The 19,108-nt window shown below is 54.8% G+C and carries 19 protein-coding genes; 10 read left to right on the top strand and 9 right to left on the bottom strand.

Going from position 1 to position 19,108, the window contains the following annotated elements; translation table 11 throughout:
- Positions 1 to 65: 65 nt before the first annotated feature.
- The 7 genes from Fuma_RS35880 to Fuma_RS07185 form a co-directional block, all read right to left on the bottom strand.
- Positions 66 to 512, bottom strand: a complete 447-nt coding sequence (locus tag Fuma_RS35880) for an Ntn hydrolase family protein (RefSeq protein WP_218922402.1) — start codon at positions 510 to 512, stop codon at positions 66 to 68.
- Between the two features lie 7 nt (positions 513 to 519).
- Complete coding sequence (locus Fuma_RS07210; protein WP_077023532.1) at positions 520 to 1,011, bottom strand: hypothetical protein; 492 nt, start codon at positions 1,009 to 1,011, stop codon at positions 520 to 522.
- Positions 1,012 to 1,403: 392 nt separating this feature from the next.
- A complete protein-coding gene (locus Fuma_RS07205; RefSeq protein ID WP_077023531.1) occupies positions 1,404 to 5,882 on the bottom strand; it encodes a chemotaxis protein CheB in 4,479 nt (1,492 codons plus the stop codon).
- A 183-nt stretch (positions 5,883 to 6,065) separates the two neighbouring features.
- Positions 6,066 to 6,422 (bottom strand): hypothetical protein, encoded by a 357-nt coding sequence (locus tag Fuma_RS07200; protein WP_145944026.1) that lies wholly within the window; start codon positions 6,420 to 6,422, stop codon positions 6,066 to 6,068.
- Positions 6,400 to 7,554, bottom strand: coding sequence for a site-2 protease family protein (locus Fuma_RS07195; RefSeq protein WP_077023529.1), 1,155 nt, complete (start codon positions 7,552 to 7,554; stop codon positions 6,400 to 6,402). Before Fuma_RS07195 ends, Fuma_RS07200 begins: the two co-directional genes overlap by 23 nt.
- A gap of 430 nt (positions 7,555 to 7,984) precedes the next feature.
- Entirely contained in the window at positions 7,985 to 8,734 is a 750-nt protein-coding gene (locus Fuma_RS07190) for an SDR family NAD(P)-dependent oxidoreductase (protein ID WP_077023528.1), read from the bottom strand.
- A 71-nt stretch (positions 8,735 to 8,805) separates the two neighbouring features.
- Positions 8,806 to 9,060 (bottom strand): hypothetical protein, encoded by a 255-nt coding sequence (locus tag Fuma_RS07185; RefSeq protein ID WP_077023527.1) that lies wholly within the window; start codon positions 9,058 to 9,060, stop codon positions 8,806 to 8,808.
- A 218-nt stretch (positions 9,061 to 9,278) separates the two neighbouring features.
- Between Fuma_RS07185 and Fuma_RS07180 the strand changes: the two genes are divergently transcribed.
- Genes Fuma_RS07180 through Fuma_RS07170 form a run of 3 tightly spaced genes read left to right on the top strand, consistent with a single transcriptional unit; the run spans position 9,279 to position 12,362 of the window.
- On the top strand, positions 9,279 to 10,403 hold the full coding sequence (locus tag Fuma_RS07180; RefSeq protein ID WP_077023526.1) for a hypothetical protein: 1,125 nt from the start codon (positions 9,279 to 9,281) through the stop codon (positions 10,401 to 10,403).
- Positions 10,404 to 10,425: 22 nt separating this feature from the next.
- Positions 10,426 to 11,667 carry an NAD(P)/FAD-dependent oxidoreductase gene (locus Fuma_RS07175; RefSeq protein ID WP_077023525.1) on the top strand — a complete coding sequence of 414 codons (1,242 nt, stop codon included), beginning with the start codon at positions 10,426 to 10,428 and terminating at the stop codon, positions 11,665 to 11,667.
- Positions 11,668 to 11,669: 2 nt separating this feature from the next.
- Complete coding sequence (locus Fuma_RS07170; protein ID WP_077023524.1) at positions 11,670 to 12,362, top strand: hypothetical protein; 693 nt, start codon at positions 11,670 to 11,672, stop codon at positions 12,360 to 12,362.
- Positions 12,363 to 12,858: 496 nt separating this feature from the next.
- On the opposite strand, the gene Fuma_RS35160 is transcribed toward Fuma_RS07170, so the two are convergent.
- Positions 12,859 to 13,029, bottom strand: a complete 171-nt coding sequence (locus Fuma_RS35160) for a hypothetical protein (protein ID WP_158520889.1) — start codon at positions 13,027 to 13,029, stop codon at positions 12,859 to 12,861.
- A complete protein-coding gene (locus Fuma_RS35155) occupies positions 13,022 to 13,198 on the bottom strand; it encodes a hypothetical protein (protein WP_158520887.1) in 177 nt (58 codons plus the stop codon). The genes Fuma_RS35160 and Fuma_RS35155 overlap by 8 nt, the downstream gene beginning before the upstream one ends.
- Before the next feature lie 413 nt (positions 13,199 to 13,611).
- Between Fuma_RS35155 and Fuma_RS07165 the strand changes: the two genes are divergently transcribed.
- The 7 genes from Fuma_RS07165 (at position 13,612) to Fuma_RS07140 (ending at position 19,057) form a co-directional block, all read left to right on the top strand.
- Positions 13,612 to 13,803 (top strand): DUF6435 family protein, encoded by a 192-nt coding sequence (locus Fuma_RS07165; protein ID WP_077023523.1) that lies wholly within the window; start codon positions 13,612 to 13,614, stop codon positions 13,801 to 13,803.
- Between the two features lie 644 nt (positions 13,804 to 14,447).
- Positions 14,448 to 14,651, top strand: a complete 204-nt coding sequence (locus tag Fuma_RS34115; protein ID WP_083731870.1) for a sigma factor — start codon at positions 14,448 to 14,450, stop codon at positions 14,649 to 14,651.
- A gap of 15 nt (positions 14,652 to 14,666) precedes the next feature.
- Complete coding sequence (locus tag Fuma_RS34110) at positions 14,667 to 14,987, top strand: hypothetical protein (protein WP_083731869.1); 321 nt, start codon at positions 14,667 to 14,669, stop codon at positions 14,985 to 14,987.
- The gene (locus Fuma_RS07155; protein ID WP_077023522.1) at positions 14,984 to 16,345 is read left to right on the top strand and encodes a FecR family protein; all 1,362 of its coding nucleotides are present in this window, start codon (positions 14,984 to 14,986) and stop codon (positions 16,343 to 16,345) included. Before Fuma_RS34110 ends, Fuma_RS07155 begins: the two co-directional genes overlap by 4 nt.
- Before the next feature lie 235 nt (positions 16,346 to 16,580).
- On the top strand, positions 16,581 to 17,519 hold the full coding sequence (locus tag Fuma_RS07150; protein ID WP_077023521.1) for a DUF1559 domain-containing protein: 939 nt from the start codon (positions 16,581 to 16,583) through the stop codon (positions 17,517 to 17,519).
- 120 nt (positions 17,520 to 17,639) lie between these two features.
- On the top strand, positions 17,640 to 17,846 hold the full coding sequence (locus Fuma_RS07145) for a hypothetical protein (RefSeq protein ID WP_077023520.1): 207 nt from the start codon (positions 17,640 to 17,642) through the stop codon (positions 17,844 to 17,846).
- A gap of 89 nt (positions 17,847 to 17,935) precedes the next feature.
- Complete coding sequence (locus Fuma_RS07140) at positions 17,936 to 19,057, top strand: ISAs1 family transposase (protein ID WP_077022466.1); 1,122 nt, start codon at positions 17,936 to 17,938, stop codon at positions 19,055 to 19,057.
- The last annotated feature ends 51 nt before the right edge of the window (positions 19,058 to 19,108 follow it).

Raw genomic sequence — 19,108 nt, 5'->3', positions numbered from 1 at the left:
AGAGCCAAACCAACTGCGGATTGCAGTGGCGTATCGAAACGTAGCAGACGATCCAGAATCGGTTTTCAATACGTTGTTCGGCCGATAATGAAGTATGGTGAATCGGGCGCGCATTCGATCCAGTTGCCTTGCGGATACACGTAAAACAATTGCGGTGAAGGGTCAGCGTGCAGACCGCCTCCGATAATTGCGTTCGTGTTGAATCGCAGTCCGGCTTCGGCCAGAGCCGCACCATCTTCTTCGCGGACGCGTCGCAGCTGATCGCCAAACATGTTGACGATCTTGTACATTCGATCGATAGGTTCGCTCTGATCCTGAAGTTGCTCACCCAGGTAAGTCAGTGACTTATCGCGAACCGATCGTAGCCCACTGGTCATCGCAAACAGCGAATCATCAGCGTAGTCGAGCGCGGCGAGCTTTTGCTTGCTGATCCGTTCACTTCCAAGCACGATTTGGGTGTCCGCGAGAGCGACCACTCCTTCTTCGACTCTAATACCAACACAAAATGTCATCTGGAGATCACCCGCGCTTAATGTTGTCGATGCGTTCCCAGGCGTCGCGAGTTGCCGGACGCGCGGTTTCCCAGTCGAGCGTGGATCCGTGAATCGTTTCTTCCCATTCTCGCTTCAGATCCTCTTCCGCGTCGCTGAAGCTACGGTCGCCGTATCGAGTTCGCCCTTCCCAGCCATGCTGATAGGCAGGAGCGTACGTCCCGTATTCAGTATCGGGATCGTAATACGGCCGATTTTTGTACTCGCCTTCCCAGTGAGCGTACTCGACTGTCGGGTCGATCTGTTCTTCCAGAGCTGAGCCACCGAGACCGCCTGCGATTCCGCCAACGATCGCGCCGACAACGGCTCCGGCAGGGCCAGCGACTGCTCCGCCGGCGGCTCCTGCCGCTGCGCCACCAGCCGCCGCCCCGAGTCCAGCGCCAATAGGATGAGCACCATGTTCACCGGTGATCGGGTCCTCGTTCAAATCTCTTTCCACTCGTTTGGGTTCGTCTGCCATCGTCCTTGTCTCTCGTCTACGACATGATTCGTGTGAGATAGAGATGTCAACACAACATCCGTCTCGCAGACCTGCAGAAGGCAACTTTCGTGCCGACGGGGTAAACTTCCGCCGCTGGGAATCGGCCGCGATACTCAAGCCGCGAAACATCCTGCACCACGGGGCCGAAGAGGCTAAACCTGTGCCTGGCCCGTGAACCGATGAGACGTTTCGCAGTGATGCCTGGTCGTTCACAGACCGAGGTGGTGCAGGAAATACCAGCCGACTGCGAACACGAGGCTCTCGCCTATCCGTCGCGGGGGCTGCGACTGTTTTGCAAGAGGTCACCGTACCTCACGTCGCGCTGCGAGCAGGTCGGGATTCGGACGCTGGCAGCTTTGGGGTACGACGGGTTAGCTGCGGCGTTTTTGCTGCAAGTGCCAGGCGATTAGATGCATCAGTTTCGGGCCATCGATGGGTTTGGGAAAATAGTCGTCGCAGCCCATCGACAGACAGGCTTCTCGCTCGCCTTCCATTGTGTCAGCCGTCAGCGCGATGATTGGAACCTTCACGCCCAAATCGCGAATTTCGGCAATTGCTTCCTGCCCCGTCATAACAGGCATCTGCATGTCCATCAGAATCAGGTCGAAAGGACGAGCGTCTTTCTCTGCGCGTTGCACTGCTTCGACCGCCTGTAAACCGTCTTCGACGACCACGGCTTCGGCTCCGCATTTTTCCAGGAAGTAGCGGCCAATACGCCAGATGTCGCGACGATCATCGGCCAGCAGGATGCGAGCTTCCAGCCTGGGAAATGCCGGTCGAGTCTGCTCTTCAGTTGGAGCAGGCTCTGCCGGCGCCGGCGATCCGGCCTGGTTGTTGGCCGCTTGCTGTGGCGTCAGTGGTAGACGAAAGGTGAAGCAACTGCCGACTCCCAGTTCGCTTTCGACGGAGATCGTTCCCCCCATACCTTCCGCCAGACGTTTGCTGATGCTTAGGCCGAGTCCGGTGCCTCCGAAACGCCGTCGGCGAGCAATTCCCGTCGCACTAAAGGGGGTGAAAAGTTCGGCCAGGTGACTGTCGTGAATTCCGATGCCGGTATCCTGAACGGCGACGACAAGTTCCTGCGGGTCGCTTTTTGAGTTGCGGCCTATCTCCACTCGCACGCTTCCATGATCGGTAAACTTCAGTGCGTTGCCGATCAGGTTGACCAGTACTTGCCGCATTCGCGTTTCGTCGGCCGTCACTTCGAGCGGCGTGTCGTCTGACCAGGTGAACGTTAACGGAATGCCTTCCTGAGTTGCTCGGACATCCATCAACGTTCGCACGTCGCCCAGTAGTTTGCGTGTGTCCACTGTCTGCTGCTGAATGTCCATCTGGTTGGCTTCGATCTTCGACAAGTCCAGAATGTCGTTCAGCAGCGCTAGCAAATATTTGCCGTTGCGCTTGATGGTGGTCACTTTTTCAAGCTGATCATCTTCAACCAGTTCTTCGGCCAGCATGTCGGCGAAGCCAAGCACGGCTGTCATCGGAGTTCGTAACTCGTGACTCATGTTGGCAAGGAATGAACTCTTCGCATCGCTGGCCGCCTTGGCTTCCTGATTCGCACGTTCCAATGCTTCCTGTGCGTCCATCCGCTCCGTGATGTCGTTCTGGACTCCCACAAAGTTAACCAGCCGCTGCTTTCGATCGAAGACCGGTGTGATCTGCAGGTCATTCCAAAACGGTGTGCCGTCTTTGCGATAGTTCCGTATCGCAACGCGACATGGCAGAGCAGCGTTAATGGCTTCCCGCAGCTTATTGGTCGCTTCAGGATCTGTCTCAGGCCCCTGCAAAAAGCGGCAGTTGTGTCCGATCACTTCTTCGCGGCTGTATCCAGTTAGCCGCAGAAAACCCGGGTTGGCGTACGTGATCGGGTTACTTTCCTGATTCGGATCCGTGATGATAATCCCGTTGTGAGTGGCTTCGATGGCCAGAAGCTGCAATCTCATTTCCAACTCAGTCTTACGACGTTCGGTCACGTCGCGCACGCTGCCACACAGGAAACGATCGCCCTCAATCTGCACACTGGACAGACTCACTTCGACCGGAACCGTCGTTTGATCTCGCCGCACCCAGTCGGCATCGAACGGTTTGACCGGTCCATCCAGGGCGGAGTCGAACAACCGCTGGTAGTCTTCGTCGGTGAGCTCGCTATCAATTTCAGTCAAATGCTTGCTGAGCAGAATGTCGATTGTGTAGCCCACCCGATCAGCCATGGACGGGTTCACGTACTGAAAACGACCGGCGTGATCCGTAAGAAAGATCAGATCCGATGCCGCTTCGGTCATGAACTTAAATCGTTCAAGCTGAGCTTCAGCAGTTCGCAGCGACGAAATGTCGATCATTGTCAGAACGACGCCGTGAATACCACCAGCGTTGCGATACGGCACGATACGCAGCAGATAAAACTGATCGGGAGAGACCTCGACCTTCACTTCCAGCAATTCCTGTGTTTGCAGAACCTTTTGCAGGTCATTCATTAGCGAAGGGTGGCCAAGCCGGCGTTTAAATTCGCCAATCGGGCGCCCAATGTCGTGATCATCCAGTTCCAGCAGTTTCGCAATTTGAGGCGTGAAGCGACGGATTGTGAAATCGTGATCGAGAAACACCACGCCGACGTGAGTCGTGGCCAGCAGGTTGTCCATGTCGGCGTTGGCTTCGGCCAGTTCCTCAACGCGACGCTGGTGTTCGGCGTTGACGGTGTGCAGCTCTTCGTTAACGGAGTGCAGTTCCTCATTCGTGCTCTGCAGCTCTTCGTTAGACGCAACAAGTTCCTCATTGGAAGCCTGCAGTTCTTCGTTGGAGGTTTCCATCTCCTCAATGGTGGCTTGAAGATTCTCCTGAGACTGCTGAAGTTCCGTTTCCAGATGGTTCATCCGTTCCGTCGTCATGTCGCTGACCAATTCGTCGGTCAGCTCGCTTTTCGCGGCTAACAACTTGTCGGGGTCGGTCGCGTCGACAGCAACGATGGAGATGAGAAGGTTGCCGCTGCCCGTGACGGGATCGCCAATTGGTTCGACGGTAATCTGTAAGTGCTCGACATCTTCACTGGTCGGAAATGGGACGGCCTGGTACTGCACTGCACCGTGCTTGCGAGTTGCGTGGTGCAGAGCTGCAGACAGTGACGCCTTCAGCTTTCCTTCCACTGCTTCCAGAACGTGAGCCGTGGGACGGCCTGAAGAAAACCTGAGAAACCTGGCGGCATCACCGAACACGTGCAGAATCTGTCCACGACGATCCACAAGGATGCTGCTGCCCATTTTCTGGTCCAGCAGTTCGTCGTAGAGCTGAATCATGTTGTTGTCGACTCGCATGCTCCCAAAGTTGGGCGTCGGCACGATCGGCGCGCCAGGTGTACTGCGTCGAGCAAGCGGCACTGACGTCCCCAATGGAATTCGCAGATCGCGGCGTTTGGTAAACAGTCGCCATTGCTGATTGACCACATGAAATTCGTCGCTGATTTCTCCCGGTGATTCGCTCGGGCCCAGAAACAACGTTCCACCAGGCTTCAGGGAAAAGTGCAACAGCGACAGGGCTCGTGCCTGAGCAGCCGGCTGGAGATAGATCAACATGTTCCGGCACGTCACAAGATCCATTTGCGTGAACGGCGCATCGCTGAGTATGTTGTGCGGTGCGAATACGATCCTGCGACGGATTTCGGGCGTCACCTGAAACTGAGCACCGTCGCGACGAAAGTACTGCGTTCGACGCTCGAAGCTCATCGGCGCAAGTGACTCAGCAGTGTAGCTACCGCGTGCGGCGTGCTGGATGGATGACGGATGAAGGTCGGTTGCGAATACCTTGAAGTCGACGTCTTTGCCACACCGACGCCGTTCTTCGTCGAGCAGAATTGCGACGGTATACGCCTCTTCTCCTGTCGAACAGGCTGCCACCCACACGCGCACCGTTTCACCTTCACGCGTGTTCGCGAAGATCGTCGGAATCGTTTCCACCGCGAGCACGCGAAATGCATCACTGTCGCGGAAGAAATTGGTGACACAAATCAGCAGGTCACGATAAAGCTCGGCCAGTTCGTTCGGATGTTCATGCAGATACGTGCCGTAGTCGTCCAGTGTCTCCAGAGACAGTCGGTCCAGCCGCCGCTGCAATCTTCTGCCAACGGTCGTCTCTTTGTACTGGGAAAAATCGACACCGAATTCCTTGTTCAGCTGCTGAAAGATACTGTCGATTCCAACCAGCGACAGTTCAGACTTTGCCAGATCTTCTCTTGCGACACCGTCGCGCGTGTATTGCATCAACGCTTCAGCCATCGACTCAGGCGGCAAAACCAAATCGACGACACCAGTCGCCTGAGCACTCATCGGCATGCCGTCAAACTTCGCCGACGCTTCGTCCTGGCTAATCGTGAGTCCACCCGCTTCGTAGACTTCGCGAATGCCTTTGGCTCCATCACTGCCGGTACCAGAAAGTACAATCGCCACGCCCCGCTTCCCGCAGTCAACGGCTAGTGATCGGAAGAACTGATCAATAGGGTGAGAAAAACTGCGGTCCGGTTTGCGTTCGGTTAAACGTAGCTTGCCATCCGAGATAATCATCTCCATTCGTGCTGGCAGCAGGTAAATGGAATCGGGGCGAACTTCGATTCCATCCTCGACAAGATGAACCGGGATCTGAGTCTTCCGTCTCAACAGTTCGTCCATGTGACTCTTGAAGTCAGGGGACAGATGCTGCACGACGACGAATGCCAGTCCGCTATCAGTCGGCATGTGTTCGAAAAACGATTCCAGTGCCTCCAACCCGCCAGCGGAGGCGCCCACGCCGATCACAAAGCACCGTTCGTCAGCACCCTCAGCGCGGTCGCTGAGCGACCGCGGTAGTTGTCTATCTTCCATTTTCCTGCGATTACACGAGTTGGAATCTGTTTACGCACGCTGCAGGATATCTAAGCATATTCCATGCCGCGAGTCGAACCGCAGCCCACGACAATCACCTCACCACTAAGAAGGAACTCGGAGCGGAGGCCCACTTGATAGCGTCGGCCAGACATTCGGGGCGGCCGTTTGCGGGGCAGAGATTCACGCCGCGACGGAATCTGGAACTCGCAGCAGTGGCGAAGAGAATATGAGATGCCGAAAGCGTTTCTGCATAAAGCGTTCCTGCTGGGACATGACGCTAAGATCAGCCGCCGCGAAACCACTTTCCTGCATCCGTTTCATCCCTCCGAGGTTTTCGAATTGGGCGTGAAACGATGTCAGGTTCGCCGGAGGCATGGGCGGTATGAAGCAGGATTCCTGACACACGCGACGCGAGCCCATTGCTGCCGGATGGTCGCCATAATCTGAAACGGGAATTCGGATTTTTTCGCCTGTGTCGTGGACGTTAAGCATCCGGCCCAGCTTGGGTTCACTCTCATCCAACTTGCATCCGTACAAGGTGCTGGCGTAGTTCGTCTGGTGGTTCTCGAAGTGGGGACGATGCGCGGGATCGCAGTAGTGGCCCGAATCGCTGGGCTGCTCGAATGGAATCGCCTGTGATCAGCCCTTCCAGATGACCGAACTCGTTCACCACAGGCAGTGTGTTCAATTCTGATACCTGAAGCTGTTCGATCGCCGAAAACAGAGAGACGTCTTCCTGCACGGGACGCACATGAGTGCGGGCGAGCTGTCCGACGTTTGCGTCCGTAGGTCCATTGGCAACGGCGTGGGCCAGGTCTTCGATTTTCAGCATTCCGAGGAAGTTTCCGCTGGAAACGACTGGCAGCTCCCGCAAATTCGCGGCAATTGCATACTGCAATGCCCATTCTGTGGAGGCCTGTGCTGGAATGGCGTCGAACCTCGTCATCATGACGTCTCGCACCCGGACACCTTCAAACGAAGATTCGACCTCCGCCGCTTTGGCTTCCTGCGCGGCTCCAAGGTACACGAAACCGGCGATAAACATCAGCATCGGATTATTGAAGACCAACAAACCACCCAGCCCAAACAGGACGGCCATAGACTGGCCGACACCAGCCGCAATTTTGGTTGCTTTCAGGTGCCCGATACGAATTGAAAGCAACGCCCGCAGTACTCGACCGCCGTCCATGGGAAACGCGGGCAGCATGTTGAAGACGATCATTGCCACGTTCACGGCGATCGTTTTTCCGACCAGGTTGGTGGCTAGTGACGTTGGGTCTTGTAGTCCACTTATCCCGATAAACGGTACGGTAATCAGTAGCAGCACCGCGGCGATTGCCACGTTGACGGCCGGTCCAGCCAAAGCCACGACCAATTCTTCCTGAGGTCGTTTAGGCATTCGTTCAAGACGAGCAACGCCGCCGATGGGCATCAGAATGATGTCTTTCGTTTGCACGCCGAATCGGCGAGCTGCCAAGGCGTGTCCGAGTTCATGCAGCACGACGCAGGCGAATATCACCGTCACCAAAGTCAGGTCAGCCAGCATTCCAAACGGGGGCCGCCCCATGAGAGTTCCACTAATCAGCACATATGCCGGAATTAGTAGAAACGTCCAATGGAGAAAGAGTGGGATACCCGCCGCTGTTCCAAGTCGAAATGACCTCTTCATGACTATACGCCTTCGTTGCTCCTGAGAATTCAGCTGACGTTCATTCGCATCGTGCAACCGTTGCCCGAGTTAAACCGCAAAAGATTGACGTCGCAAACACGGAATTCCTTACACGCTTCCCGCTGGGTTGCCGCGACGGCGCTTCATCCGAAAGCGAACAAACCCTGATGTATTATTGCAGCGGCTAATTCGATTTCCCGCATTTCGTCCGCCTGTAATTCTCGACAGCTTGTTCTGCGCGAGCTGAACGGGTTGCTGAACGTAACTTGCAACGTTGTAGATCCCCACAGCGCTGAGCACGAGTACAGCCGAGACTACCGCTATCGGCCGTTCTGACAGGTGTCCGACTGTTTATTGAGCGATCATGAACGCGGAAGTTAGCAATGTCGAGCTGCCGCGTCCGTCTTCGCACACCGGTATTTGAAACGGGCTACATCCTGTTCCGAGTCAGCACGGATCCGAGCCCGCCGTCGACTCCAAGCGTTTGACCGGTCACCCAGCTGTTCGCTGGATCGAGCAGCCATGCGATGGCGTTAGCGACATCCTCGGGGTCTCCCAGCCGCCCGACGGCGTGCATCTGGGCCGAAACGGCGGCCGCTTCTTCTGTCTCCCATAGCTTTCGAGTCATCTCAGACTTCACCAAACCTGGAGCGACCGCATTAACGCGAACACCGCGATTCGCATACGTCGCGGCGGCTGCAAGTGTGAGCCCGATGATACCCGCTTTGGCCGCCGCGATCGCTTCGTGATTTGCCAAGCCAATCTGCGCGGCAGCTGACGAACAGAGAACGATTGAGCCCCCGGATTGTCGCATCGCCTTTGCGGCCGCTCGGACAAGCGAGAACGATGACGTGAGGTTTGTTGTGATCGTGTGGTGCCACTCCGCGTCACTGGTGAGGTGGGCCGGTTTCAGCAGGACGGAGCCAATGCAATTCGCGACGCCTGTGATGCCGCCATACTTTTCAGCCGTGACTTTCACACATTGCTCGATGGATTCCGGATTGTCCGCCTCAACCCAGTGCACATCGCAAGACGTTTCGTGGGTGATACCTTCCGCTTTCACCGTGTCCCGAACGCCGACCACGACGTTCGCTCCGGTTGAGCTTAGCTTTCGCGTCAGTGCACTACCGACGGCTCCGGTGCCTCCGAGCACTATAAATGTGTTTGGATTGTCTGTCATTTTTTTTGACTGGGTGAGCTTTGAGTACCGTAAACGTTTCAGCGGAATTCGCTTTCGATTCCTGACTGCTGCTACTCGTACGCAGTCTTGCCTTCTTCGAAGACTTCAAAATGGTCTGCCATCCACTCTTCGAGACGAATCGCTTCTTCAATCATTTCGGTCCGCAGCAATACGGTGCCCTGTCCTGAAACACGAACCAACTTCAGCGGCTCGTAAACGCTTTTGTCCGAATCCTCTCGCCGCTTGATCCACAGCTCACAAGTTCCGTGAGAGTGTTCAATTAGGTAGGAGACGGTCGGGGCTGAGCTGTTTTCTGTCCGTTTCATATCTGCACCTGCAAGTTTGTTGAGTCTGTTTGTAGACCTGCTCGGTGAGAATTCAATTTCTCAGATCACTGATCTGGAGAGCTTTAAGGTCGCCGCTGATCGGCGCTCGTCTAAAACGAAGCATGACTCGCGTGACTTGTTGCGTCGTTGCTCCAGCCAATTGTCGACTGGCGGGCATTTATGGCGGAACAGGGCACGCACAAAAAATTGACTAAACGATGACGCAATGGAGCGTGAACATGCAGCCCGGAAAAGCACGACTTCTGATTGGCATCGCATGTGTCGGAACGCTCGTCACACTGGCCTCGACGGCGCTGTACACTGACGCCGCTCAAAGCTTCTTCCCCGCCAGCCCATCAACTGTCGCAAATGAGCTTGGCAGCTTTTTTCTGTTCTTCGTTGCCATCGCCGGTCTGCTGATCACCTTCGACTTACTTGGCGGAATAGTGATTCCTGCCGCCTGCGAATCCAGGCCCCCGAATTCTTCGGCATGGTTGCGAAGCTGGTCACGGTCCGTGGCTTTTCAGACCCTGCTGTATTCCGTGAGTTTCTTCTTCTACCTGCAGATTGGCAGAGAGTTCGGAACGCCTTGGCTGATTGCTGCGTTCGCGACACTGCAGGTCATACTGCTGGCTGGGCAGGAACTGATCTGGCGTTTCACAAGTTCGAATCGAAGCGGCAAAGAAATTGGCATGGGGGCGTTCGTGCAGCATGTCGACCAACGTTTCGTGGGAGGTGTCGCGGGGCTTCCGGGATTTGAACGCATTCTCATTCCGGCAGGATGGAAGGGAAATTTGCGAGATTCCGACATCGAACTATTGGTGACTCGACGTCGAGTTGCAGTGACGACGGGGCTACGGCTGCGGGGTATCATCTGCGCGATGGTGTGGAACGTTAGTACCTTCGCTGCTGCCATCATCGCTTGCGGAGGGGGCGTGCAATCTGTTGCAGACTTGATATCCGCGTTTCTCTGGTTCTCGGTGTTTTCATTTGCTGGCCTGTTAGTGTTGCCGATGTTTAACCGACGCGGTGTGTTCGCTTTGGATCATCAACTGGCCACAAATCACAATCCGGGCGAATTGCAAAAGGCGATTTTCGATCTCGACGGAATAACCGAGCAGGATCCGAATCGGTCGGCAACAGCGGAATCGATCTTCCAGCCGATCCCCTGCCCGGAACGCCGGAGTCAGGCCCTGTCCAGTGGTGAGGCACCGACGGTCGGGCCTTGGAACGTGGCTCGCACGGCCTTGTTCTTGAGTTGGGCGTTTGGCGGGCCGCTGGCTCGTGCTGTCCATTGCAACGTCGGTCGTCCGGAACTCTGGGCGATGCTGCCAACAGACTGACGAGCTTTAGAACGGAAGAACTATGCCAGATCCAGTAGTCATTATCGGAGCGGGGCTGGCTGGCCTCACCTGTGCCAGGGAACTTCACGCCCGCGGTGTTGAGTTCGTTCTGCTTGAAGCAGCCGACGGCGTGGGAGGTCGAGTGCGCACTGACGAGGTTGACGGCTTTCTGCTGGATCGGGGCTTTCAGGTGCTGTTGACAGCCTACCCGGAAGCGGCGAAGCAGCTTGACTACGACGCACTGAATTTGAAGGCGTTCGAACCCGGATCACTGATTCGGACGACTACCGGACTTCATTGCATGGCGGATCCGTGGCGGCGCCCGAGTCAAGCGCTCACCACGGCCTTCGCTCCGATCGGAGGATTCGCCGACAAGTTGCGGATCGGTCGCCTGAGGTGGGAGGCCGGTCGAGGCACGATGGCAGGCCTCTTTAAACGTCCCGATCGGACCACCGAAGCCGAGCTTCAACGGCTGGGATTCTCTACGAGCATGGTGGAATCGTTTCTGCGTCCTTTTCTTGGCGGCGTGTTTCTTGACCGGGAGCTTCAGACATCCTGCCGCATGCTGTACTTCGTGTTTCGTATGTTCAGTGCCGGAGACACCGCGTTGCCAGCGCTGGGCATGGGCCAAATTCCTCAACAGCTCGCCAGGCAGCTTCCCAACGGTGCCATTCGATTGAACCAGGCCGTCACAGAGATCAAAAGTGATCAGGTGACTTTGCAATCCGGTGAAGTGATTTCCTGCAACAGTGTTGTCGTGGCGACCGACCAGCCCGCTGCTGCGAAGTTGATACCGGAACTTGCGTCCACAAGGAAGCCACGGTCCGTTAACTGCGTTTACTTTTCTGCTCCAAAACCGCCTGTGAAAGATCGCATGTTGCTTTTGAACGGGACCGGATCCGGACTCGTTAATAACCTCTGTGTGCCCAGTCAGGTTTCCTCAGCGTACGCACCAGATGGCAGTTCCATAATATCCGCGACGGTACTCAACGCTGCAACCACCGATTCTACGTTGCACAAGGCTGTCGCCGACGACCTGCGCAGTTGGTTTGGTAGTGTTGTGGATTCGTGGAAACACCTGCGCACCTACAACATTCCATATGCCCTGCCCAATCAGACCTCACCCGCCTTTGAGCCGCTTGTGCAACCGGCAAAGCTGCGAGACAACGTTTACATCTGCGGTGACTACCGGAGTAATGGATCCATCAACGGAGCTATGGAATCCGGAAGACTGGCCGCGGAAGCGATCATCAGGGAGGCATAGCTTTGTCGATCATGAAACTCCATGTCTGGAAAAATGGCGACGGAATTCACATGACGCGTCCACCAGGCCCCGCCTCACTGACCGAGATTGACTTTGATCCCGACGCCACTTGTTACAAGTGTGGCGAACGCGTTCTGTCGATTTCCGCAGATGAAACGAAGGTCTGCCCGTGGTGCGAATCCAGTGTGAACCGGCCCAAAATATTGCGGTATCAGGAGGTCGAAATTATACGACAGCTGAAGAATCAATCAGAAGTAAACAAGCAAATAGGAGCCCCCACCGCGCCGATTCTTTCCAACAAGTGTACCGAGAAGGATCTTCGCGACCATCTCAGCAAAATCGGCTACTTCGGACGCTCTGCCAATTTTCTAAAGCTCGAACTAAAAGCCATCGAACGTCCCGGTTGGGTGCAGGTGTTCGAATTTCACGTGCATGCGAAAAAGAAGGACGGCGATTGGGAAGAACTCTTCGGGATTTGCCGCACTGACGAACGGAGCAATACTTTCGATGTGCAGTTGTTGACAGGTGAGGCTGACCAGCGCGAAACGCTTGGCCACATAACAAAGGACATGATTACTCACGACCGCGGTCCACGCCACTGGAGCTTCTGGCCGCTGATGTCCTTGTTTGGCCTCACACTACTGATCGCCATCGTCGGTGCGATCGCTACCGCACTATCGACTGCGAATTATTAACCAAGTTGATTGTCGAATGGCGTGTTCGGAACACGATGTTAGGGCGACGAATTTGGTTGGAACTGTTCAAGGGTATTGAAGCGGTGCCGGCTATTTTCGTGAGTCGCCGTTAATTGGAGTCGTTGCCGCACTTTCTTCCTTCCGCCAAATGCGGGATGCACTGAGGTCCGCAAATTCTTCGCCCATTCTTTGCTGCAGACTGACCCCGGCTTGAACATCAGCTTAGGGGGCGTCTGCAGGCGACGAACTTTTGCGTGCGACGCGGCGGCTTTCCGGATCCACGATGTCAGTCCTGTAGTCGACAATGGGTGCTGATAGGGCTACACAGTTCACGCCCGTATCGTCTGTTCACTGAACGATTAGTGATCAGCTTCGCTGGTGGCGTTTGGAGACATAGGTCACATTGCCCGCTGCGCGGGAGAGGCTGCTTCAGGACAAGGATACAGCGGTCTCGTGTGATATGTCAGCACACGCATGTACAGGTCCGGCGGATCGGTTACACATTTTCCGGCACAACGGCTGCGTTGCCACTGACGTCCGTTTTTGTCTCTGGCGTCTTGACTTTTTCAGCGGGAGTTACGTTGCCAGCCAGCACAACGATGAGTGTGGAGCAAATCGCTACTCCGAAAATGAACATCCCGAAGATGAAGATTCCGATGTCACTCATCTCGACCTCCAGTCAGCATCAGAGCGCCCAGTGACAGAATTGATGGCACCCATAGCCCCACAAAAACTCCTTGCTCCTTACTGCCGGTGAACCAGAGTGACACTGATACCACCAGTGATGCTCCGGCCGCCAGGATGTACCCCAGTTTAGCCATTGATCGCTGCTTCATGTTCGTCTTCCCTTCATTGCCAGATGATTTGATTTTTCGCGCCAGTTTGTAGACAGCCCCAAACTTAAAACCAGGGGCCGATATTTGGCTGCAGCGAGTTTCGATTCCTGCCCAGGGCAAAGTGCAAACATGGCGGCAACCGAGGAGGCAGTGTCAAACACAGTGCAGCCAGATTGCTTCAGCCGACCGTGCCGATGCGAGGCGGCAGGTGCTGTTGCGACACGTGTGGATCGTGAACTTTCTCTTCACGAACTCTATTGGCCCCGGCCACCGTAGCATTTGCTGTGCGCGACCGGACAGAATGTCGTTCGCGTCTATAACCCGGCCACCACGCGCAACTTCCGCCCTTCGACAGCCGTCGTGACTTTCAGGGGGGCTTACTTTGAAGTGCACATCCCACAATGGAGACCCGTATGTTCAAGCTGTTTCGGAAATCGCCCCTTCAGCGGTTGCAAAAGGAGTATGCTCTTCGCCTCGAACAGGCGCGGGATCTTCAGCGTGGCGGTGACATCAAAGGCTTCGCGGCGATGTCTGCTCAAGCGGAAGACCTATTGAAGCAGATCGAAGAAATCGAACAGCAAGAGGCCGAAGATTTACAAAGCTAGATGAGACCGTTCCTGTCGTTCTTGGCGATGGCTGTCCAGGCATCGGTGGGAGCTAATCGGACTGTAGTTCCAACCGCCGAATTAAGAATGCATGTCAACAGCATTGCCGTGACCGCTCAGTTTCCGCGCGGCTCGTGCCGAATGGCCGTAGGACGCGCGTCGCTACGTTCAACCGATGCCGGGATCTATTCGACTCGTCTCACACGGCCGGGACGTGAGGGGTGGCATCGTTGAATGCACACTGCACTTCGCCGCAGCCCCCAAGCAGTTTTGAAAGCAATGCGGAAGCCCGAAGAAGCGGTGAATCACGTATTGAGGCCAGCAGTCTTCAACCGATTTGTCCCCACCCCAAGCTAAGTGAGCCCCTACAGCTTCCAAAATTTGCGGCTGGAGAGCACATGTGGGCGGTCGCAATCCTGTGTGAACCACGTGTGGTGTGGAACTTGCAGGCACTTTATTCGCGTTGGTATTCTGGAAAACGAAGATTTCCCTGTTCTGAGCGACCGCACAGCCCACTTACACCGCGCGGGCGACATGGGCACGCTCGACGCGCCTGAGTGCGGGGCAGAGTACGAATTTCGCACAATTTTCATATTCTCCGAAATTCAACTGTCCAATCTTTACCTGTGTGGCACTTAGAGAGCATGAACCAGGACTCCACGAATACTGATTGTGCGAAGGCCGATGACTTCGTGGAATTGCTTGCCCAGCATGACCAGTCGTTGACTCGATATGTGATGAGTCTTGTGCCGTCCATGGCGGATTCGCAGGACATACTGCAGGAAACCAAAGTCGCGTTGTGGCGTTCTTTTGGTTCGTTTGAGTCGGGGACTGACTTTGCCGCGTGATCGCGAAAAGTCGCCTTGAACCGAGTGCTGACCTATAGAAAACAAAAAGCGATTGAATCGAAACGGCTTTGGTTCAGTGAAAATTGCTACGAACGTTTGGCGGAAGAATTTGAAGCGACCGTTGGCACTCACGACGAACAGATTCAAAAACTCAGGCAATGCATTGAGCGGTTGCAGGCGGACCATCGCCAGATGCTGATTCGGCGATATTTTAAGGACTCCGGTGTTGAAGATGTGGCGGCGAAAGTCGATCGGACAGTCGAAGCGACGTATCGGGTGCTCAGTCGAATTCGATTAACCCTGCGGAACTGCATGCAGGGAGGTTCGACGCAATGAATAAAGATGACCTCCGCCTGGCAGAATTGATTGAGCGGCAGTTGGAAGGTGCGATCACCGACGCAGAAATTGCTGAGTTGGAAACTCAACTTCTGGACGACCCACGAGCACGTCGCCTGTACCTCGACCTCAAACGACAGCACGCTTTGCTGCACATGGCAGGTGATTCGCTTGTTGAAGGAGAATTGAAGGTCCTGCGAGCCAGTCGCGTCAAGACGCTGACGCGGCGATTGTTTCCTTTGACCGCGGCATTAGTGCTGTTGATTGGACTAGTCGGCATCTGGCGATGGTCGAATCCCAAAATCATTGCAACTCTCGTTTCGAGCGAACATGCCACTTGGGAAAGTTCACTTCCGACCGCACCTGGTTCAGAACTTTCGGCCGGGTTTCTAAAACTGAAATCCGGAGTTGCTTCAATACGATTTAAGTCCGGTGCACAGGTCTTTCTTGAAGCGCCCGCTCATCTGATTATCCAAACGCCGATGCAGGCCGTGATGGTCGACGGGACCGCTGTTGTGAACGTTCCAGAGTCAGCGATCGGCTTTGTGATGGACATACCGAATGGTCGAGCGATCGACTATGGGACCGAGTTCTCTGTTTCAGTGGATAAAGAAGCTCAACAAACATCACTGGAAGTTCTGTCTGGCGAAGTCGCAATCAACCATCCCCGAACAGGACACTCCGCTCGTTTGCTGGAAGAACAAAGCGCCGTGGTGACGGCGGAATCGCTGACGCCCGCTTTGCATAAGCAGCCAGCCCGAAAACTGTTGCAGCAGCTAAATGTCCTGCGGGTCACGACTTCCGACGAGGCTTCGATCATTCAGCACAACTATCGACGCGGGCATCTGCACCCTCATTTCTTGATGGCAAAAAGTGGAAGAAGGTCGAGTGGTTACAGCCGTCGCTCGCTGATTCAGTTTGATCTCTCAGACGTTGAACTCGCCGACATGGAATCCGCACGTATTCGGCTCAATCTTGTCCCTACAGGATTGGGTTCCGCCGCTTTTTTGCCGGAAACAAATATCTTTGCGGTGTACGGCGTGACCGATGAATCGGCGGAATGGTGGGAGAGCGACGATCTGAAGTGGAAAGAAGCTCCTGATCTTGACCAGTGCCGATTGCTCGGAACATTTGACGTCTCACGTGGCGTGCAGACGTCGAGCTTCACTCTTGGCGGCGAAGCCCTGACAGAATTCCTGAAATCCGATTCCGACAAAGTTGTCAGCTTTGTTTTAGTTCGCCAGACACTCGAACGCGAAGAACAAGGCCTGGTACACGCTTTTGCAAGCAGTCAGCATCCTGAAGCATCCGGTCCCGCACTGGAAATTGTCATGCGTCACCCTGTGACAACAAAGTGAATCGGTTCCGCTAACCAGTCATTGACTGTTTAAATAATCGACGAGTTCTTCACACGTCTCAATCATCGAAGAACTCGCAGTCTGTTCTTCGATTGCGCTCATATTGTGTTCTTTTTTTAGCGGCATGACATCCGTTGTCGGGCGTTTGCTGCTGGCGTCTGTGTTCGGAACGAACGAACCGAATGGAAAGCAGTCGCATTCATTTTAACGACCTACCTGGTAAAGGGAGCTTCCAATGTGTACGCCGGAAAAACGTCAACAACGCACTCGTATCGGATTTACTCTTATCGAACTATTGGTGGTCATTGCGATCATTGCCATCCTCATCGCTCTTTTACTTCCCGCTGTCCAGCAAGCCCGCGAAGCCGCTCGTCGAACTCAGTGCAAAAACAATCTCAAACAGATTGGCCTCGCTTTGCACAATTACCATGACACGGTTCGCACGCTGCCATCCGGACGATTTGCCGCGTCGCATCTTGGATGGGGAACCATGATTCTGCCGTATATTGACCAGGCGAACCTCTACAACAGCATCAGTGAACATGGCGGAATGACGGAAATTTGGGACGTCGCGGTCTCGCCATCGACCGGAACGACCTACATTCGCGACGTTGCCGCACGAACAGTTTTGTCTGGATTCGTGTGCCCATCCGATCCGGGTAGTGGCGTGAACGACGACCCAAACCAACAGGGCCCCGAAGAAACAGCAGGCTCGGGAAACTACATCAGCTACGGGAAGTCAAACTACGTTGGGATTGCTGGCGCATCCAACCACGATGATTCACGGGACCTTGGTGGTGCGATGGATCAGGACAAGATTCGACCGGCCGCACGATTTCGTGACTTTACGGACGGAATGAGCAATACCGTGATTGTCGCCGAACGATCAACGATGGGCATCTACCGCGGCTCGATCTGGATTGGTGATCGGTCAGTCGGAAACAAGATGGCCAGCAGTACCTTCGACAGTCTGACACGCATGGATCGCGCGGCCGACAATCTGGCCTACATCATGTTTGGCAACAACACGCTTTCCATGAGCAGTCCTCATGTTGGCGGCGTGCATTTCCTGATGGGTGACGGATCGGTGCGATTCGGCAGCGAAAACATGGATCTGCGAGTTTACGCAGCGTTGGGTACGGTCAACGGTGGAGAAGTCATCGGCGAATTTTAGATCCGATTCTTAACAGCTAACGCATGCCGAGTTTGGCCGTTGGCTTGGAAGTTCGTTTTCTTTCATGTACTCAACCATCGCGTTCTAATTGTTGAAACGCGCAGATAGAAGAAGCACAACATGTCAAAGACTCTTGCAATTTTGCTTGCCGGTGTCGGCTTTGTCATCGTATCGGGGTGCAGCGACGGCCCGGAGGACATGCCTGAGGTGGGTGATGTCGAAGGTGTCATCACGATGGATGGCAAACCGCTGGTCGGTGTGACGGTCGAGTTCACTCCGGAATCCGGACGCCCGTCGCACATAGGCGGATTGCGCGACATTGGATAAGATGGTATAGATGGCAACCTTCAGTGTCAGTGTGATGTTTCACGCTGCTATGTGTGCTGAAATGTTTGAGCCGCGAAAGGATTCCTGCCATGCCTTTGTCCACCAGTTTTGTCGATCATTTCTCTGATGTTACGGATCCAAGGCGCGGTGAGCCGGTCTATCCGCTTCAAAATATTCTGTTCATTGCAGTCTGTGCTGTGATCAGTGGCGCGGATGATTTTGTCGCGATTGCGAAGTTTGGCAGAACGAAACGAGATTGGTTTGCGAAGTATCTCGATCTGTCCGCAGGGATTCCGTCGCACGATCGTTTCAACGCCATCCTCGCTCTGATTCGTCCTGCAGAATTTGAAAAGTGCTTACTGAATTGGATCACTTCTCTGCAGAAAATCAGTGACGGACAAATCATCGCGATCGATGGTAAGACACTCCGTCGCAGCTATGACAAAGCCAGTGGCAAGTCGGCCATCCACATGGTCAGTGCATGGGCCACAGCCAATCATATCAGTCTCGGGCAAGTCGTCGTCGATGCGAAGAGTAATGAGATTACGGCGATTCCCAAACTGCTGGAATTGATCGAGGTTTCCGGTGCTTTAGTGACGATTGACGCCATGGGTTGCCAAACGGAAATCGCGTCGAAGATTGTCGACGCAGAGGCGGACTATTGTCTTGCCGCGAAAGGCAATCAGCCCACGCTACACGCAGGTCTTGTCGCGTTCTTCGCCGACCATTTGGAAGATGACTTTGCACGCTGTCCGGTGCGACGATTTGAAACGAAAGAAAACACCGGCGGCCGCGAAGATTTGCGACAGTATCTGATCTGTCGTGCGCCGGAGGATCTTCCGGACGCACATCGCTGGAAGAACCTGAAGGCGATCGGGATCGCGATCAACAACACTCTCCGCGACGGCAAAATGTGCATCGGCATCCGCTATTACATTTTAAGCCGTTATGTCTCCGGCCGTCGTTTCGCCGAAGCTGTGCGGAGCCATTGGGGTGTCGAGAACAATTTGCATTGGCAACTGGACGTCACTTTCCAGGAAGATCAATCGAGGATCCGCAAAGGCCACGCAGATATGAACTTCAGCATCCTTCGCCGCACGGCGTTGAGTCTTCTGAAAAACGAATCCACAGCCAAGGTGGGGATCAAAAACAAAAGACTCAATGCTGCCTGGGATGAGACATACCTCGCGAAAGTCCTGTTCGGCAAATGACTTAACGTGCAATCCCCCTGCCGTCGCACAGTGTCACCGACAGCGAAGGAC

It is taken from the genome of Fuerstiella marisgermanici (assembly GCF_001983935.1).
Taxonomy (GTDB): Bacteria; Planctomycetota; Planctomycetia; order Planctomycetales; family Planctomycetaceae; genus Fuerstiella; species Fuerstiella marisgermanici.
This window is presented reverse-complemented; position numbering and strand designations above follow the sequence as displayed.

Coding starts and splice junctions, on each gene's coding strand:
- Fuma_RS35880 (WP_218922402.1), bottom strand. CDS start 512: ATGACATTTTGTGTTGGTATTAGAGTCGAAGAAGGAGTGGTCGCTCTC.
- Fuma_RS07210 (WP_077023532.1), bottom strand. CDS start 1,011: ATGGCAGACGAACCCAAACGAGTGGAAAGAGATTTGAACGAGGACCCG.
- Fuma_RS07205 (WP_077023531.1), bottom strand. CDS start 5,882: ATGGAAGATAGACAACTACCGCGGTCGCTCAGCGACCGCGCTGAGGGT.
- Fuma_RS07195 (WP_077023529.1), bottom strand. CDS start 7,554: ATGAAGAGGTCATTTCGACTTGGAACAGCGGCGGGTATCCCACTCTTT.
- Fuma_RS07190 (WP_077023528.1), bottom strand. CDS start 8,734: ATGACAGACAATCCAAACACATTTATAGTGCTCGGAGGCACCGGAGCC.
- Fuma_RS07185 (WP_077023527.1), bottom strand. CDS start 9,060: ATGAAACGGACAGAAAACAGCTCAGCCCCGACCGTCTCCTACCTAATT.
- Fuma_RS07180 (WP_077023526.1), top strand. CDS start 9,279: ATGACGCAATGGAGCGTGAACATGCAGCCCGGAAAAGCACGACTTCTG.
- Fuma_RS07175 (WP_077023525.1), top strand. CDS start 10,426: ATGCCAGATCCAGTAGTCATTATCGGAGCGGGGCTGGCTGGCCTCACC.
- Fuma_RS35160 (WP_158520889.1), bottom strand. CDS start 13,029: ATGAGTGACATCGGAATCTTCATCTTCGGGATGTTCATTTTCGGAGTA.
- Fuma_RS35155 (WP_158520887.1), bottom strand. CDS start 13,198: ATGAAGCAGCGATCAATGGCTAAACTGGGGTACATCCTGGCGGCCGGA.
- Fuma_RS07165 (WP_077023523.1), top strand. CDS start 13,612: ATGTTCAAGCTGTTTCGGAAATCGCCCCTTCAGCGGTTGCAAAAGGAG.
- Fuma_RS34115 (WP_083731870.1), top strand. CDS start 14,448: ATGAACCAGGACTCCACGAATACTGATTGTGCGAAGGCCGATGACTTC.
- Fuma_RS07155 (WP_077023522.1), top strand. CDS start 14,984: ATGAATAAAGATGACCTCCGCCTGGCAGAATTGATTGAGCGGCAGTTG.
- Fuma_RS07150 (WP_077023521.1), top strand. CDS start 16,581: ATGTGTACGCCGGAAAAACGTCAACAACGCACTCGTATCGGATTTACT.
- Fuma_RS07145 (WP_077023520.1), top strand. CDS start 17,640: ATGTCAAAGACTCTTGCAATTTTGCTTGCCGGTGTCGGCTTTGTCATC.
- Fuma_RS07140 (WP_077022466.1), top strand. CDS start 17,936: ATGCCTTTGTCCACCAGTTTTGTCGATCATTTCTCTGATGTTACGGAT.